This is a genomic window from Hyphomonas sp. CY54-11-8 (assembly GCF_000682735.1).
GTDB lineage: Bacteria > Pseudomonadota > Alphaproteobacteria > Caulobacterales > Hyphomonadaceae > Hyphomonas.
Map to the genome: position 1 here is coordinate 14,183 of NZ_AWFD01000004.1, position 16,498 is coordinate 30,680.

Genomic DNA, 16,498 nt, shown 5'->3' on the forward strand with positions numbered 1-16,498 from the left:
GGGAGTTCAACCATGAAAACATTCACACTCGAAACAGACGCATTCACCGCAAAGTATGATTATTTGTGGCGGCTCTCGGAGGATCGCTGGGCCTGGGAATATGCCCGTCGCAGCAATAAGGTTCGCCGCTACGCGGAAAGCCGCACGCCGGACGACATTTCCGAGATGCAGGCGCCCTGCGCCAGCATCCGCCTCCTGAAATCCCGCGTGCCTCAGACCATGGCCGAACGGCTCGGCTTTGCCTTTATGCCCGATCCTGCAAAGAACGGATTCGAGGCCGATGTCGTCTGGACCCGGCTTGCCTATCCCGATCAGGTCGAGGTCAATTGCAGCTCGCTTCGCCCCGGCCAGACCTGCGATATCTGGGAGCGCACCGTACCGATCTGCAACATCACCCACATCACCGATTCCATCGGTCGCGAATTCCTGCTGATCCGCGGCAAGGGCTGCGTCGTCCAGGTGCGCTGCACAGGTCTCTCCCTTCTCGGGATGGAGCCAGTGAGGATGAACCTCACCATTTCTGATCTTGATGCCTTCGAGCGCAAGGTGAAGGCCCAGAAAGCCGCGCTTGCGCTGATCGGCGATGGGCCGGACCTGACAGAGCCGCGCTGGACCAAACGAACGGCGATGCTGCGCAATGGCCTCATCGCGCTGGACTGTCTGGAAGCCGGCCTCAATCGCCGCGAAATCGCAGAAGTGATCTTTGGCAAGGACCGCGTGGCCGAGGACTGGAATGGACCGTCGCTGAAACACAGCATGCGTTACCTCATCCTGAAAGCCGAAGCGCTGCGCGATGGCGGCTATCTCGTCGAACTCCTCGGGTCGCAGTTCGGGATCACGAAGACCGCCGCCTGATCAGGGCGTTCAGCGGCACGGAGTCTTTTGCGGCCTGCCCGCGCCTTTGGCGCGGGGCTGTTCGCCCGGCTGTAGGGGCCGTTGAGAGGCATCGGGGCGGTCCGGGGTGATCGCCGACCTTCGCCCGGCGCTCGCCCCGGAGCCGCAGGAGCCATCCTACGCCGACCGGCCCGGCGAGGCTCAATGAGGGTCCGGTTGTTCGTCTAAAGAACGTGGTGCTGGGCCTCGCCGGCTGACCGCGCGCCCGCGCTTCCCACTGGCTGGCGCCAGAGGGGTCGCGGACGCTGATGGTTCAGGTCATCAGGCTGCGTCGCCTTTGACCTCACGAAGCGCCCGGTTGAAAAAGAAGCGGATCAGCTTGTCCCGGGCTGCCGGATCGGTGAGCACGATATCGCGCATGTCATTGTCACGCTGGAACATGCGGATCGCGCCCTGAAAGAACGCTTGCGAGAAAGCGGAATAGACTACATCAGGTGCATTGTTCCGAAGCATGTCTGTCATGTCGTCGTCGAGCGTGGCCTGATAGGTCGGCTCATAACGAATAAAGTCATTCTCGGTGAATTCCGTACCATGACGGTCGTTGAAAGCCTTCACGATTTCCGAGAGCTCGCGCTGTTCATCTTCGGTATAGGGCTTGGCACCAAACTCGCTGATCGCCTTTAGCGCTTCCTTGTCCCCCGGCGAGAGGGAAGCGCTGCCCTGTTCCTTCTGCACGACCTTGAAGGCCTGCAGGCGGAGCATGTCCTGTGTGATTTCTATGTCGGGCGGCACTTCACGGTTCGGCAATAAACGCGAAAGCCAGGACGCATAGCTGTAGAGCTTTTCGAGCGAGGTATCCTCGAGCCGGATAACCTGCGCAACGAAGCCGTAGAAGCGCATATAGCTTTTCAGAAGCTGACGGAATTCTTCCTGGCGGCCTTCATCCTCATCGGCTTCGAAGCGCTGCACCGCTTCTCGGACAAGGCCCTCAAGACGCGCCCGGTCGCTGCCGCTGAGTGCGCCTGAATAGAATGTCTCTGCGAAGCGGTCGATCTCACCGCGATCGAGATAGCCGAATTTGAAAAGGCGGCCTTCGAGTTCGTAGACCTGATTGGGGTCCGACATCGCCTCAAGCGAGGTCGCTTCATAAAAAGGCCGGAACGCGGTCTGGATATCCTCCATCGTGTTCTGGAAATCGAGAATATAGGTGTTCTCCTTGCCAGCTTTCGTCCTGTTGAGGCGCGATAGTGTCTGTACCGCCTGCAATCCGGCAAGTTTGCGATCAATATACATGGCGCAGAGCTTTGGCTGGTCGAACCCAGTCTGGTACTTTTCCGCGACGATCAGGATTTGGTACGTGTCAGGATAAGGCGTGCCGTCCGGCTTGAACCCGTCAAACCGTCCCGGTAGCTCTGTTTCACTAAATCCGTTCAGGTCGGCTTCGGTATAGGTTTCGCCCTCATGGGTGAGTTCGCCGGAGAAGGCGACAAGCGCGCGAAGGTCGCCATAGTTCTCAGCATCGAGATAGGCCTTGATCCCGAAATAATAGCGCAGTGCATGCTCGCGGCTTTGGGTGACAATCATGGCCTTTGCCTGACCGCCAAGTTCGCCCATCACATGGCGGCGGAAATGTTCGACAATGATTTCGACCTTCTGGCCGATCGCGGTCGGATGCAGGGATGCAAACCGCGCCACTTTCCGCTGCCCGCGCCGGCCGCTCAGTTCCGGATCGTCTTCAATCGTCTTCTCGAGTTGGTAATAGGCCTTGTACGTCATGTAGTTCTGGAGGACGTCCAGAATGAAGCCTTCCTCGATGGCCTGACGCATCGAATACTCATGGAAAGCGACCGGCAACCCGTCCGAACCTTTGACGCCGAATCGCTCAAGCGTCACGTTTCGCGGCGTCGCGGTGAAGGCGAAGAAGCTGAGATTGGCCTGCGGTCCGCGGGACTTCTGATAGTCGAGGATCAGATCCTCGATATCTTCGCTTGAGGTTTCATCGCGGGTCAGCGCATCCGTCATCGCCTGGGCCGATTTGCCGGACTGGCTGGAATGGGCTTCGTCGATGATGACGGCGAAGGTGCGCGCGCCCTGACCGGAGATCGCCTTGAGATGATCGGTTGAGAATTTCTGGATCGTCGTAACGATGATCCGTGCCCCCTTGGCGATCGCCTCTTTCAGCTGCTTCGAGGTCCCGTCGATGGTTTTGACAAGGCCCTTGGTTTGTTCGAACTGGGCGACAGTTTCCTGAAGCTGGCGGTCGAGAACAACGCGGTCGGTCACGATGATCGCTGTGTTGAACACCGGGGTGTTCGACCCGTCATGCAGATTGATGGCCTGATGGGCCAGCCAGCCAATCGTATTCGATTTGCCCGAACCCGCCGAGTGCTGGATCAGATAGTTCCGGCCAGGACCATTTGCGCCCGCATGGGAGATCAACCGGCGCACCGCGTCCAGTTGCTGGAAGCGCGGGAAGATCATCACAACGTCTTTGCCTGTCTTTTCGACATGCATAAACTGGCCGACAATCTCGAGAAGGACGCGCCGCGAGAAGATCGCCTCGCCCCAATCGCCGGGGCGGTAGAGATAGGCAACCCGGAATTCGTCCGCGACATCGGGATTGCCTGCGCCCCGTTCGCGCCCGCGATTGAATGGCAGGAATCGCGTCTTGCCATTGGCGAGCCGCGTCGTCATCGAGACATTGTCCTCATCCATCGCGAAGTGCACGAGTGCGCCGCGCTGGAAGGTGAGGAGAGGTTCGCCTGCGGGCGAGCGGTCTTTCCGGTACTGCTTCTCGGCATGCCGGAAGGTCGAACCGGTCAGGAGGTTTTTGGCCTCTATCGTCGCGACGGGCAGGCCATTCAGAAACAGGACCACATCGATCCGGCTTTCATGACGGCTGCTATAGGCAACCTCATCCATGACGCTGAGGATATTGGCCTGATATTCCTCCACACGTTTGGGCTCTAGCGTGCTCGCAGGCCGGAAGTAGCAAAGCGAGAACTTGATGCCGGGCACGATCTTGAGGCCCTGGCGCAGCACATCGAGCAGGTCGCGCTCCTTGAGCGCCCTGGTCAGTTGGGTGAACAGCGTGTCTTCGGCCGAGTCCGAGTAATGCGCGGTGAGTTTCTCCCATTCTTCGGGCTGGCTCTCGCTCAGAAACCGAACCACCAGGTCGCGGTCCATCGCCAGCGCGCGGTCATAGTCGGTCTTGGCATCGCGGCGCAGGTAACCTTCGCCGCTGACCAGCTGATCAATGAGATGGTCCTGCAGGACCTTTTCGCGGTGGGCGCTGTCGGGTGTGTACGTGGTCATGAGTTCAGCACCTTGTTGAACCAGAGCACGCTGGCTTCACCCTCTTTGAGCGTGACCTCATCGACGGTGCGACTGTGACGGATGGTGTTGCGAAGATCTGCCAGTTGGGAGAATTTCTGGCTCAATGCTTCCTTTGTTTTGAACCTGTCAGCAAACCGTTCCCACAGCGCTTTGGAGAGGATCGTGTCCTGCACTTCGCGGAGATCGAAGTGTTCGAGCACGCCTTCTGCCCTGTCGAACCGGTCTGCGCTGAGCGCCGCATTCTTGCGGAGCGCCCTCTGGATTCGCTCTTGCGCATTACCGAGAAGGTGCGGCGGGAGCAGCGACGGATCGTTTTCGATGGCTTCAACAATCACTCTTCGCAGCGCGAGTTCAATCTGCTCGATCGAGGCATCAAGCGCTCTTAGGTTTGCTGGAAGGTCCAGCCGCTCCTTGATGAGCAGGTTCTCGATGCCGTCCAGAAGCGTCCGGTGACGTTCGGCGATGAAATCCTCATAGTCTTCAGGTGTGAAGGGATCACGCAGAAGAATGTCCAACGCGGTCTTGCTGATGAAATGAGATTCAAGAATGGCGACCACTGCCGCTTCGCCATTCTCATCGATCAGGTCTGGAAGATATTCATTCGGCAGCTTTTCGCGGATCACATTACGATTGGTGTCGCTGGTGAGGGGCGAGCGGTTGAGAATGGAATTGATTGCTGGGCCGACCTTGTTCTCGCGTCCCCACCAGGCCGGAACGATATGATGGTCATCGAGATCGCCATAGGGGGGGACATCGCCGCTCATCCAGTCCCGAGCGCCTGCTAGAACGAACAGGTTGAAGATGGCGCTGTAAATCGAGGAGCCGCGCTTCACTTCGCTGCGCATATCGATGGACCGGTACGACAGCGCAAATTCGTCGATCAGGTCCGGCTTGGCGTCCTCATGGGCCATCCATTCGCGCATGGCACCGAAATCGCGCGCAGCGGTCGACTCCACTGAACTCGAATACCGGTTCAGAAAGACCGAGGCCCAGTACCAAAGCCGGACCTTGCGGCGCGCCGACAACTGCCGCTTGGCGGGCTGCGCGCTGACAAGTGTGTTGATAGCTGCGAACGCTGGAACGATCGACGCATATGGAATATAGGCTTGGCCCACTGCGCCATATTCCTGGGGATGACGAAGCAGCGCAATCACCCGTTCCAGCGCATCAACCGCCTGGTTCCAGAGCGTGACGAATTCTGAACTGTCCGCGACGAGAATGTCTTGCCTGCGTGTGCCGTCCGGCAATCGAACCGGCTTCTCGACGCCGGGCTGCAGGAAGTAGAGATATTTCGGCGAGCAATAGCTTTGCCGCAGGATCGACATCACCTGAAGGATGTAGACATTCATTTTCGGCGTTTCGACAAAGCCAAGCCGGTCGCGCGCCTCGCGGTACATGTGCTTGAGCTGGATGTCCTTTGGCTTCATCAGCGCATTCAGCAGGTCGAACACGTCGAGCTGAACGCCTTTGCTGTTGATCTGTGTGAAGATGTCACAGACCTTCTCGACACCGATCTCCTTATCGAGCTCAATGTAGGAAATTTGATACTCGTCCAGAATGTCGGAGACTTCATCTTCGAACGGCGTGGCATTCTCGACATGCGCCATTGCGAGCGCTCGTTCTTCATCGTTCGCAGCGTTCTCAGCGCGCGCCTGCCAGAACTTCTTGTATTCTTCGGTCCAACGGAACAGGGCTTTACTCCGACCACCGAGAACCGACAAAGGGAACATGTGCCGCTCGAAAAGTGCGGGCTCATTCTCCATCATTGACTGGGTCTTTTTCGACAGCCACTCATAGCTAAAAGCATCATCGGTTTCGCCGGCCATGAACTTGTCGACATGGATGAAGTAGATCGCACGCTTGGCGCGGTTCGGCAGGGGCATGTCTGGCGCTAAGAAAGCATAGTGCATCGCCGTTAGGCGCTGCTGGCCATCAAGGACGATGTATTCGGGCGAGCCGCCGCCCGCGTAGCCATAGAGACCTTCGCAGGCGAGCAGCTTGATGTTCTGGTCTTTCGCCTTCCAGAGCAGAAGGCTGCCGATATAATAGTCCGAGAAGATCGACCGCATCAGGTCGCGAATGTCCCAGGGCGCCCATTCGAATTCACGCTGGAAGTCCGGGATCACGAACCGGCCTTCGCGCATGCGGCCAATCAGCGTGTTGAGGCTGACATGGTCTGGTTTCTGAGCGTCTTTCATGCGCGCATCTCCGCTTCGATGGCGTCGAGGCGCCGGTCTGTGTCTCCCTTGCGGGTGTGTTCGGAAACATCGATCTGGCCAGTCACCGCGGCGGTGATCAGAGAGGCGCGGTATTCGCGCAGGCGGTCGATCGATTCTAGAGTTTTGCCTTGAACCGCTCTGAGCTGGGTCGTTTCGCTTTCGATGCGAGATACAATTGCGAGTTGTTCTTCTCTGGCCGGCACTGGCAGGAATACGGGAGCAAATCTAACAAACCTGAACCGTGGTGCTCTCTCACGAACGGACGGACAAAGAACGAATATGTAGTTTCGGCGGGCCATGCACCTTAGGGCGTAGGCGTAGTATTCTGGAACGACTCCCTCGTTACGCGGTCTGCAAACAGCATACTCACCCGTGGACTTACCATCGTCTTCCGAGACACCGATAGCTCCAGCAAAAGCATCCATAGTGTGGATGACGAGATCGCCTTTGCAGATGTGCTGATAGCCGACTTCCAATTCGGCAAATGTGTATCCTTCAGTCCGGCGTCGAGAACGCAAGCAAACCTGACCATCGCGGAACGCCGTGATGACCTCATCTTCTACTTCGACAGGACGCTTCATTTCTTTGAACAAAAATTTTGCGCGAACGAGTTGCCAGTCAGTCGGTATCTCTGAAAGCCATGGACTATCGACCGATGTTCGTGCGCGGTGCGGGTCTTCCGCCCCAGTGGCCAAGAGATCAGCGATATCTGTAATTTTCTGTTTCAGAGCCGCAACCAGCGCCTGCTTCTTCTCCACCAATTGGTCGATGCGGGCGGTTTCGCGGTCGAGGAAGTCGGCGATGGCGCGCTGGGTCTCGTGGTCGGGAAGTGGAATTTTTACCGCACGGAGCTTGCTCCGAGCGAGTTCGATAAATGTTGTGCCTTGTCCTGAAGCCTCAAGCTCTGGTCTTGCAGCGTTCAATGCCCAGAATGCGTATTCCGAAATTATGGGGCCTCGCGGTTCAAGGCCTCTGCAACCTTGATTGAAACACAGCGGTTGAGTCGCGATGGCCATATGGCCGATCGGCGCTCTGATGCTGAGAATAATTGCACCGGGACGAACCATTTGTGTCCCGCAGCTTGCGTAACCGCTTGTGGAAATGTTGCGCTGACCGCTTTCGATATAGCGACTCCCCAGTTTACCTAGATCCGCTGGGGTTACCCAAGCCACGTCACCGTCCCAGTATTCCTCGTTACCGGACGACGGCGTGGCGCCGTTTTTAATGTCAAATACTGCGCCAATCGGAACATATTGAAAGGTCATGCCGCTACCCTCCAGGCTGGCATCTGCTGCCAGTTTGCGGGGAAGCCCATGGCAGCGGTATCTGCGAGCGGGGTTTCCTCGATCAGCGTGATGAGCTTTCGCCGCCAGTCTGAGCCGGGCGCGATGATGCCGATGAGATAACCAATGATGGCGAGCGTATTGTACAGGCGGCGGCTAGAAGCTGGGTTCATCGCGAGCTTCAGCGCTGCGGGTGACTGGGGCAGCTTCATCGTCACCGTGAACTGCTTGTTCCACAGGCGGCCATGATGGGCGCAGATGTTGCGGACATGGGCGAGATGGTGGGCGAGCGACACGAGCACTTTCTCGTCCAGCCCATAGGGCTTCGCGATGGTCTGACGGTCCGCACGGAGTTTCAGATTGCCGAGCCATTTTGACAATTGTCCGAGCGACATGACCTCCGCCGCCATCCAGATGGGCGGCAATTCCGGATCGTCATATTTCGCGCGATAGTGTTCGATGAAGGTATCGCGGGAGCGCTCGATTTCGTTGATTAGGCTTGCGAGCGCCTTCGCGTAATGATCCTGGCGTCCATACAGGGTGCCATCGATATAGCCATGCGGCCCGTACTTGGTGGCGAGGTGATGCGCCCAGGCGCCGCGCAGCGAGACCTCGATCCGCTCTACGGCGTCCATGACATGCAGGCGCAGCTGGCGGTCGAAAACATAGAGGGCGACGGCGTCGTCAAAGCTCGCGCCATTTCTGAACGCATGGTCGCCATCGGCCTCGGCGGCGGTTTCAAAGGGCAGCCAATAGGCCCGCAGCCTGTAATAGCTGATATGGCGCAGATAGTGCTCTGCCCGCGCGCGGTCCGGCACAGCCATGCCGCGTCGCTCGATCAGCGCGATCTGGTCAGCGATGGAAAGGGCGGGTTTGGTGAACTTCATGCACGCCCCGCTTTCAATGAAAACAAGGCGCTAAAACGAAGAAACCCGCCAGGGTGCGCAGTGCGAAGCCGAAACTTCGTCCGAGGCGTGGCGGGTCTTATTACGTCGATATATGGCCCAGCCCGGTTAACATGGCAATAAGCTCGAGCATCAAAATTCTGCGACCTCATGCCACCACCTCCTTCAGGAGTGCGGCGATGTCGGCCTCGAGGGTCTTCAGCTCAGCGTCGATCTCCTCGAGCGGGCGCGGCGGGGTATAGGTGTAGAAATATCGGTTGAAATTGATCTCATAGCCGACCCGGCCAACCTGTTTGTCACTGTCGTCGGTATAGCTCTGATCGACCCAGGCGTCGGGCGCGAAGGGTTTGACCTCGCGCGCGAAATAATCCCGCCAGTCTTCTTTGAGCGGCACAAGCTCATGGTCGCGCAGCTGCGTGTCCGGCTCCGGATTACCGTCCTTGTCGCGGCAGATTTCGGCCGTCTCATCCCGCGCGCCAAGCGCCTCGACTATGGCCTTCATCACCGGCGAGCCGACTTTGATGCCCTTGGCTTTCAGCGCCTTGTTCAGCGCTTTGAGGAAGACAGCGCGGTCGGTGAAACTCTGACCGGAAAAGGCGCTGGCGATGGTGCTGCGGATGGCGTCCTGCTCGGCAGCGTCCAGCTTCTCGAACGCTTTCTGGCCGCTGAGGGCATTGAGCGTTTCTTCGGTCACATCGAATCGCAGGCGCAGGGGCCGCTCGACGCGGATTTCGCGATAGCCGAAATCGCTGGTGTCGAAGATCTTGGCGACGTCGCCTTCGCCGCTCTCGCCATTGAGGAAATCGGCATAGAGCCGGACAATCTGGTCGCGCGCCGTTTCGGGGATTTCCCGTCGCTTGGAGCCAAGCGACTTGCGCATGCCGGTCCAGAAGCGTTCGCCCGACGCGTCGATCAGCTGGACCTTGCCCTCGCGCGCCTTCGGCTTGCGATTGGTCAGGAGCCATACATAGGTCTGGATGCCGGTATTGTAGAAAAGGTCTGTCGGCAGGGCGACAATCGCCTCGACCCAGTCATTCTCCAGCATCCAGCGGCGGATTTCGCTTTCCCCCGAGCCGGCGCCGCCCGTGAAGAGCGGCGATCCATTCATGACGATGCCGATGCGCGAGCCGTCCTCGTCGTCACGCATCTTGGAAATCATGTGTTGCAGGAAGAGGAGCTGGCCGTCGGAAATACGCGGCGTGCCCGCGCCGAACCGCCCGGCATGGCCCTGATTGGCGGCTTCCGCCTTGATCGGGTCCTGATACTTCTTCCAGTCCACGCCATAGGGCGGATTGGACAGCATGTAGTGGAACTTGCGGTTCCCGTGCGCATCATCGGTAAGCGTATTGCCGAAGGCGATCTGTTCGGGGTTGTGGCCCGTGACCAGCATATCGGACTTGCAGATGCCGAAGGATTCGCCGTTGAGCTCCTGCCCGAATAGCTCGACGCGGATCGAATCGTTGAACCGCTTCAAGGCTTCCTCGGCGAGGGCCAGCATGCCGCCCGTGCCGCAGGCCGGGTCGTAAATCTGCCTGATGATGCCGCGCCGGGTGAGCTTGGTGTCGTCATTGGCGATCAGAAGTTCGACAATCAGCCGGATCACCTCGCGCGGCGTGAAATGCTCCCCCGCCGTCTCATTGGAGATTTCCGAGAAGCGCCGGATCAGTTCCTCGAACAGATAGCCCATCTCGATATTGGTGACGGCGGATGGGTGCAGGTCGATCTCACAGAACCGCTCGAACACTTGCCAGAGAATCTTGCCGTCATTCAGCCGTTTGAGCTGTTCGGTGAACAGGAACTTCTCAAGGAAGATGTCACGCACATTGGGCGAGAAACAGCGGATATAGTCGATGAGGTTGGCATGCAGCTGCCGGGCGTCCTGCCCGCGCAGCTTGTCGAAGGTGAGCTCTGACGTGTTGTAGACCTTGATCCCGTCGCCGGCCGCTCCAAACAGGATCATGTCCTGCGTCTCTTCATCGACGCCTTTGGGCAGCGATTTGTGAGCGGCGAGCACCGCCGTCTTGGTCGGCTCCAGGATGCAGTCCAGTCGCCGCATGACCACGAAGGGCAGGATCACCTTGCCATATTCCGATTGCTTGAAATCCCCACGCAGGATTTCAGCGATCGACCAGACGAACCCGCTGAGCGATTTGATGTCGGGTGTTGCACTGGCCGTCATGTATCCTTGTCCCCCTTGGCGCGCTTGCGCGCATCTTCGTCAATCCAGGCATCGATCTCACCCTTGCGGAACCGCCAGGAGCCGCCGACCTTGAAGCCTGGTATCTTGCGCTCGGAGGCCAGCCGGTAGGCGGTTTTCTCCGTAATGCGCAGATATTCCGCCACTTCCTTGATGGTCAGAATGTCGGTTTCCATGACCGCCCCTTGAGCCGAAATCAGCCTGTTTGAGAAAATTAGGCAGAATCGGGAAATAGCACAACCGGGAAACGGCGTTGGGGTGTCGCTCGCGTTCAGCGTGCTCACATGGCCACCCCAGCCTCCCTCCGCCTCAATATCTGTTCCCATCAGTCAGGTGGGCGGACGGTGCGTCTGCCAGAGCGCGGTCGTCGCGCAAGGGGGCGGGACTTTGTCATCTCTCATCGTCTTTTGGCGTCATACCTACAGCTTCCCCTTGCGCGCCGCCCTGATGCGCTCCGGCTGAGCACCTCCTCGCCGCCCACCCGACTGTCGGGAAAAGAACGAGGGCGGGGAAGGAGACTGACATGACTGACCAACTCGCAAACGCTGCACCTCTTGCAGCCAGCGCTGCACCCGCGCGACCCGATAGCCCGCGCATCTACGTGGCATGCCTTGCAGCCTACAATTCCGGCTGCCTGCATGGCCGATGGATCGAGGCGACCACCCCTGACGAGATTTGGGAACAGGTTCGCGCCATGCTGGCGGACTCACCGGAGCCCGACGCCGAAGAATGGGCGATCCACGATTATGAAGGCTTCGAGGGCGCGAACCTTTCCGAATACGCCTCATTCGAAACCGTGTGCGCGCTTGCCGATTTCATCGAGGAACATGGCGAGCTTGGCGCGAAACTCATGAGTCATTTCGGCGACGATCTCGCCGAGGCGCGCGCCGCCTTCGAGGACTATGCGGGCAAGTATCGCAGCGCGGCGGACTTTGCCGAACAGCTGCACGAGGACACGGGAACCGAGATTCCCGAAAGCCTTCGCTACTATATCGACTGGCAGGCCCTTGCCCGCGACATGGCGCTGAATGGCGAGATCATGGTGTTCCAGACGGGCTTCGATGAAGTCCACATTTTCTGGTCACGATAGCGGAGGGCTTGGACATGACTCCCGAAACCACCCGCTATCGCTTCACTTTGGAAGAACTGCAGCAGGCTGACGACTGGTCAGAAGGCTTCTGCTTGGCCTGCCGCGCCCCGCGCGAGTGCTGCGAACCCGATGCGAGCGCTTATCCATGCGACGAATGCGGCGAACATGCCGTCTACGGCCCGCACTGGATCGCGATTGCCGGACTCTTCACGGAGGGCGCACGATGACCTTCACGCAACGCTTCCAGAACTTTGTCTGCGAGGGCGACAGCATCTCTTGCGAGGTCGCAGGCTTCGAGATCACCGCGCGGATTGTGCGCGATGATTGTCCCGATGCGCCCGACGAGCGCCAGGACGGATTCTGGCCATCACTCTACAAGGACGCACCGGGATTTATCGGTCCCGGTCCGAACCATCGCCAGCGCTTCGCCGAGGCGCAGGCCCGCGCCGAAGCCGTCATGGAAGCATGGCGCACGGATGAATGGTTCTATTGCGGGATCGTTCTGTCCGTGGCGCTGGAGGGTGTCACGCTGGACGCCCATGCCGCCAGCCTTTGGGGCATCGAAGCGAACTATCCGGGTAGCGACAATGCCTATCTCACCAAGGTCGCGCAGGAGCTTCTGCCCGAAGCCTTGGACGCAGGGCGCGCCGCCGCCCGCCGCCTTTGCGCGGCGCTGGAAACCAGCGGGGTGCGCGCGTGACGGCGCGCCCCCAATCCACAAACCCCTCAATCGAAAAGGAGCCAGATCATGGCCCAGCCCATTCTCAAAACTATCCCCCTGTCCGAGCTTCGGATTTCCAAACTCAACATGCGCCACAGCCGCAAGAAGCCGGACGTCTCCGACATCCTGCCGTCGATCCGCGAGAGTGGAGTCCGGCAAACGCTCTTGGTGCGCAAGGAAGGCGATCACTATGGCGTCGTCGCCGGACGGCGGCGCTATTTTGCCCTCAAGGAGATCGAGAAGGAGACGGGTGAAACCCCGCAAGTCCCCTGCGCGATCATGACCGAGGAAGACGCCGCGAGCGCCATTGCCGCGTCCGTCATCGAGAATGTCGGACGCTTGCCAGCGTCGGAAATGGAGCAGTACACCGCCTTTAAGCGCCTGCACGATGAGGGGCGCAGCGTGGACGAGATCGCTGGCTTCTTTGGCGTCACCGAGCTTCTGGTGCGCCGCGTTCTGGCGCTGGCTTCACTCGCTGAACCGATCCGAAAACTCTACGCCGAGGACGAGATCGACCGCGAGACGATCCGCGCCCTGACACTCGCCACGCCAGACCAGCAGGCCGAATGGTTGCGGCTTTACGAGAGCGAGGACGAACGCGCGCCTCGTGGCCGGAACTGTAAGGCATGGATCACGGGCGGGGCGATCATCACGACCGACAAGGCGCTGTTCGACATTGCAGACTATGAGGGCCAGATCACCGCCGACCTGTTCGGCGAGCATGGCGTGTTTGCCGATCCCGACGCCTTCTGGAAGGCGCAGTCAGCCGCTGTGGCGCACCGCGTCGAGACTTACATTGCAGACGGCTGGAAGGATGTCATTTGCCTTGAGCGCGGGGCCTTCTTCCATCGCTGGGATCACCAGACGCGCACCAAACGCCAGGGCGGCAAGGTCTATGTCGAGCTACGCCATGACGGCACAGTGACCTTCCATGAGGGCTTCATTTCACAGGCCGAGGCGCGGCGACAGGAGACGGCAAAGACAGGCAAGGACGATGCGCCTGCCGCGCCCGTCAAACCCGAAATGTCCGGCCCGCTGGCGGAATACATTCTCCTGCATCGTCATGGCGCAGCGACGGCAAGCCTTGCGGGCCAGCCTGCCATCGCGCTGCGCCTGATGGTGGCCCACGCCATGACCGGCAGCGCGCTCTGGCAAGTCCGCGCCCATGAATGCACAAGCCGCAAGGAGGACACGCGCGCGAGCCTTGAGGCATCAAAAGCCGCTGCCGAGATAGAGGAAAAGCGCGCCCGCATCGCTTCCCTGTTTGAGGCGCGGGGCGTGTCGGCCGAGGCGCGGCGCAATGGCGACGCCTACCGGCTCTGCGAAATCTTCGCCGCCTTGCTCGCCATGTCGGACGAGAAAGTCATGGAGGTTCTGGCCTTCACCATGGCGCAGACGCTGGAAGCAGGTGGGCCGGTTGTCGAGGCCGTGCTGCATGTCTGCGAGACGGACCTATCCGCCTACTGGAAACCAGACGCAGCCTTCTTCGACTTGTTGCGCGACAAGCGCGCGATCAATGCCATGGTCGCTGACATCGGCTCGAAGTCACTCGCGGAGAGTTGCGCCAGCGACACTGCAAAGGTCCAGAAAGCAATCATCGGCAACCGGATCATGGGTCATGGATGCGAGCCCAATCCCGACTGGCGGCCCGCATGGATGCAGGTGCCGCCCGCCCGCCTTGTCGAGGGGGCAGGTTCACCGCCCGCAGACGCATGGGCACGGGTCGCGGGGCTGTTCGAGCGCGGCGAAGACATTGATGGAGCCGCGACGCAAGCCTTCGATCGGCCACACGCCGCCTGACGGTTCAGTCTCCTCGTCAGGCGGATGACGGAGCCGCCCGGTGACAGTCGCCGGGCGGTTTTACGCGCACTGATTGATGCTGCCTAGGCACAGGCAGAGGGTTCATTGATTGAACCGCGCCGAAAAAAATCGCTCGTCTTTGGGTCTCGCTTGGCTTTCCGAAATGGCGGCCAGCTTCGGTTCATCCGTTTCCAACTGATGCGCTCCGAACCCGACCTCTGAACGCCCATTACCCGCCGCAGCAATCACCCATCTGGATCGGCGGGCATTTCACATCGCCGAAGGAACAATAGACGCAGCAGTCTCCTGGAAGCGGTTTCAGCAGCGCCCCGCATCCCTTACAGTCATAGAAATACTGGCAGGCGTCAGTGGGCATAAGGTCCTTGGACCGATGTCCGCATTGGGGACAGGTCAGCGTCGAAGAGGGCTCAAAGCCATCGCTCATCTGAGGTTCAGCCATCGCAGCAACGCTCCTTCATAAGACGGCAATATCCATGCGCCCACGAGCAGCAGGACAGCCACCGAGACACTGATCCAGAACCGCGTCTTCGGACGCCGACCGCCGCGCAAGGCGAAAACAATGGCACCTGCAAGCAGGAGCATTGCAACGATCATGAAGGCGTTCTTGTAGCGGGCGAAGAAGCCAAGATTGGCGACAAGCGCGCTGCTGACGCCAAGGTTTACAAGCAGGATTGGCAGCACGCAGCACGAGGCCCCAAGGAAGGCGAAAAAGCCGCCGAGGACGCCGCCGCCCGCCAGCCAGCCATTGGCGCGGGACGCCTTGGTCACAGTCACATCGTTGTCAGTTTCAGCGGTCATCTTTATGGCCTACAATCTGTAGCCGCTACAGAAGCAAGAGGCAATTTCATGACCGGGTTCAGAATCGGGCGATTGAGCGAGGAAACGGGCGTCCATATCGAGACGATCCGCTACTATGAAAAGATCGGTCTTGTTCCGAAACCTCCCCGCAGCGATGGCGGTAGGCGGCTCTATGACGGTGGTGCAATCCAGCGCCTGCGCTTCATCCGGCGGGCGCGCGACCTTGGCTTTCCTCTCGATGATGTGCGTTCGTTGATGGGCCTTGCGACCGAACCTGGATGCTGCGCGGACGCTTTTGAGATTGCAGAACGTCACCGATCGGATGTGCGAAACCGCATCGCCGATCTGCGTCGTCTGGAACGGCGTCTGGCGGAGCTGACAAAGGCCTGCCAAAGCGATGGCGATCTCGAATGCGGACTTATCGATGCGCTCTCACGGAGCTGAGAATGGCATTGGCCGAGCCAGTTTCCGTGCCGGTCGATGTTCGCTGATACAATGACGACTGGCAGGTAGCGCAGTTCCTTCCGTTTCCACCTGATGCGCTCCGAACCCCTTGTTCCCGTCTCATGCCGTGTGACCTGGACGACGCCTGTCGGGCCTTGAAACCGGCCCATGCGAAGAATTTTCCCCGCCGCTTTGCGGCTCCTCGCCGATCAAAATTCTTCTCCGGGCCGGTGCTCCACTGCGTTTCGCCCGCGAGCGGTTCAGGCCCGCCCTGCGCCGTCCTTTCGGTCCGGCGTCGACGGGGACAAGGGGTCTCCGGGACACGATCAGAAACGAAAGGAACTATCACCATGGCCAACGCACTCGGATATGTCAGCGAAACCAAAACCGGCTTCGAAGGCGCTCTTGCAATGATGAACCTCACCGCTGCCATCCGCATCGAGAAGAACGCGGAGAAAGCCGCCGACGGACAGCCCGACTACCGCATCTTCGCCGGAGAAACCTCGACCGAAATCGGCGGCGGATGGCTTCGCAAAGCCAAGGCATCAGGGCGCGAATATGTCTCGATCACCCTCGCAGACCCGCAGATCGGCCCGCGCAAGATCTACGCGAACCTCGCCCCTGTGAAAGGCAAGAAAGGCCGCCACGTGATCCTCTGGAACCCGCGGGACTAGGGGGCAGATCCATCGCAAGCGAGCCGCTCCGGAGATCAGCTCCGGGGCGGTTTTTGCGTGTAGAAACAATGGTAAACAGGCAGGTGAAAAATTGCGCATGCGCTTTTTGCGGCTACAAATGGCGGCGTCTGGCGGCATCCTTTTCGTGGACTTTACAGCCACGAGAAGGAGCCTGA

The 16,498-nt window shown here is 59.6% G+C and carries 15 protein-coding genes; 7 read left to right on the top strand and 8 right to left on the bottom strand.

Going from position 1 to position 16,498, the window contains the following annotated elements:
* Positions 1-12 precede the first annotated feature (12 nt).
* Complete coding sequence (locus tag HY17_RS05200; protein WP_034763753.1) at positions 13-855, top strand: DNA -binding domain-containing protein; 843 nt, start codon at positions 13-15, stop codon at positions 853-855.
* A 300-nt stretch (positions 856-1,155) separates the two neighbouring features.
* Here HY17_RS05200 and HY17_RS05205 read toward each other — a convergent pair whose 3' ends face one another.
* The 6 genes from HY17_RS05205 to HY17_RS05230 form a co-directional block, all read right to left on the bottom strand.
* Complete coding sequence (locus HY17_RS05205; protein ID WP_051599719.1) at positions 1,156-4,149, bottom strand: type I restriction endonuclease subunit R; 2,994 nt, start codon at positions 4,147-4,149, stop codon at positions 1,156-1,158.
* The gene (locus HY17_RS05210; RefSeq protein ID WP_034763758.1) at positions 4,146-6,368 is read right to left on the bottom strand and encodes a DUF262 domain-containing protein; all 2,223 of its coding nucleotides are present in this window, start codon (positions 6,366-6,368) and stop codon (positions 4,146-4,148) included. The genes HY17_RS05205 and HY17_RS05210 overlap by 4 nt, the downstream gene beginning before the upstream one ends.
* The gene (locus HY17_RS19855; protein WP_081812990.1) at positions 6,365-7,654 is read right to left on the bottom strand and encodes a restriction endonuclease subunit S; all 1,290 of its coding nucleotides are present in this window, start codon (positions 7,652-7,654) and stop codon (positions 6,365-6,367) included. The genes HY17_RS05210 and HY17_RS19855 overlap by 4 nt, the downstream gene beginning before the upstream one ends.
* Positions 7,651-8,559: an Abi family protein gene (locus HY17_RS05220; RefSeq protein WP_034763760.1), complete on the bottom strand. Its 909-nt coding sequence runs from the start codon at positions 8,557-8,559 to the stop codon at positions 7,651-7,653. Before HY17_RS05220 ends, HY17_RS19855 begins: the two co-directional genes overlap by 4 nt.
* A gap of 166 nt (positions 8,560-8,725) precedes the next feature.
* Positions 8,726-10,756, bottom strand: coding sequence for a class I SAM-dependent DNA methyltransferase (locus HY17_RS05225; protein WP_081812991.1), 2,031 nt, complete (start codon positions 10,754-10,756; stop codon positions 8,726-8,728).
* Complete coding sequence (locus HY17_RS05230) at positions 10,753-10,950, bottom strand: helix-turn-helix domain-containing protein (protein WP_034763762.1); 198 nt, start codon at positions 10,948-10,950, stop codon at positions 10,753-10,755. Before HY17_RS05230 ends, HY17_RS05225 begins: the two co-directional genes overlap by 4 nt.
* Before the next feature lie 347 nt (positions 10,951-11,297).
* Between HY17_RS05230 and HY17_RS05235 the strand changes: the two genes are divergently transcribed.
* From HY17_RS05235 to HY17_RS05250, 4 genes are read left to right on the top strand one after another with little or no spacing between them, the layout of a single operon-like run.
* Positions 11,298-11,864, top strand: a complete 567-nt coding sequence (locus tag HY17_RS05235; RefSeq protein ID WP_155843530.1) for an antirestriction protein ArdA — start codon at positions 11,298-11,300, stop codon at positions 11,862-11,864.
* Between the two features lie 14 nt (positions 11,865-11,878).
* Complete coding sequence (locus tag HY17_RS05240) at positions 11,879-12,091, top strand: hypothetical protein (protein ID WP_034763765.1); 213 nt, start codon at positions 11,879-11,881, stop codon at positions 12,089-12,091.
* Positions 12,088-12,564 carry a hypothetical protein gene (locus HY17_RS05245; RefSeq protein ID WP_034763768.1) on the top strand — a complete coding sequence of 159 codons (477 nt, stop codon included), beginning with the start codon at positions 12,088-12,090 and terminating at the stop codon, positions 12,562-12,564. The genes HY17_RS05240 and HY17_RS05245 overlap by 4 nt, the downstream gene beginning before the upstream one ends.
* A 48-nt stretch (positions 12,565-12,612) precedes the next feature.
* Positions 12,613-14,385 carry a ParB/RepB/Spo0J family partition protein gene (locus tag HY17_RS05250; protein WP_051599720.1) on the top strand — a complete coding sequence of 591 codons (1,773 nt, stop codon included), beginning with the start codon at positions 12,613-12,615 and terminating at the stop codon, positions 14,383-14,385.
* A 229-nt stretch (positions 14,386-14,614) separates the two neighbouring features.
* Here the strand turns inward: HY17_RS05250 and HY17_RS20645 are convergent, their stop codons facing one another.
* Both HY17_RS20645 and HY17_RS05255 read right to left on the bottom strand, forming a co-directional pair.
* Positions 14,615-14,830 (bottom strand): GDCCVxC domain-containing (seleno)protein, encoded by a 216-nt coding sequence (locus HY17_RS20645; protein WP_081812992.1) that lies wholly within the window; start codon positions 14,828-14,830, stop codon positions 14,615-14,617.
* Positions 14,827-15,204, bottom strand: a complete 378-nt coding sequence (locus tag HY17_RS05255) for a hypothetical protein (protein ID WP_034763771.1) — start codon at positions 15,202-15,204, stop codon at positions 14,827-14,829. The genes HY17_RS20645 and HY17_RS05255 overlap by 4 nt, the downstream gene beginning before the upstream one ends.
* Positions 15,205-15,252: 48 nt before the next feature.
* Between HY17_RS05255 and HY17_RS05260 the strand changes: the two genes are divergently transcribed.
* Positions 15,253-15,648 (top strand): helix-turn-helix domain-containing protein, encoded by a 396-nt coding sequence (locus HY17_RS05260; RefSeq protein ID WP_034763774.1) that lies wholly within the window; start codon positions 15,253-15,255, stop codon positions 15,646-15,648.
* Positions 15,649-15,998: 350 nt separating this feature from the next.
* Positions 15,999-16,322, top strand: a complete 324-nt coding sequence (locus HY17_RS05265) for a DUF736 domain-containing protein (RefSeq protein ID WP_013300169.1) — start codon at positions 15,999-16,001, stop codon at positions 16,320-16,322.
* The last annotated feature ends 176 nt before the right edge of the window (positions 16,323-16,498 follow it).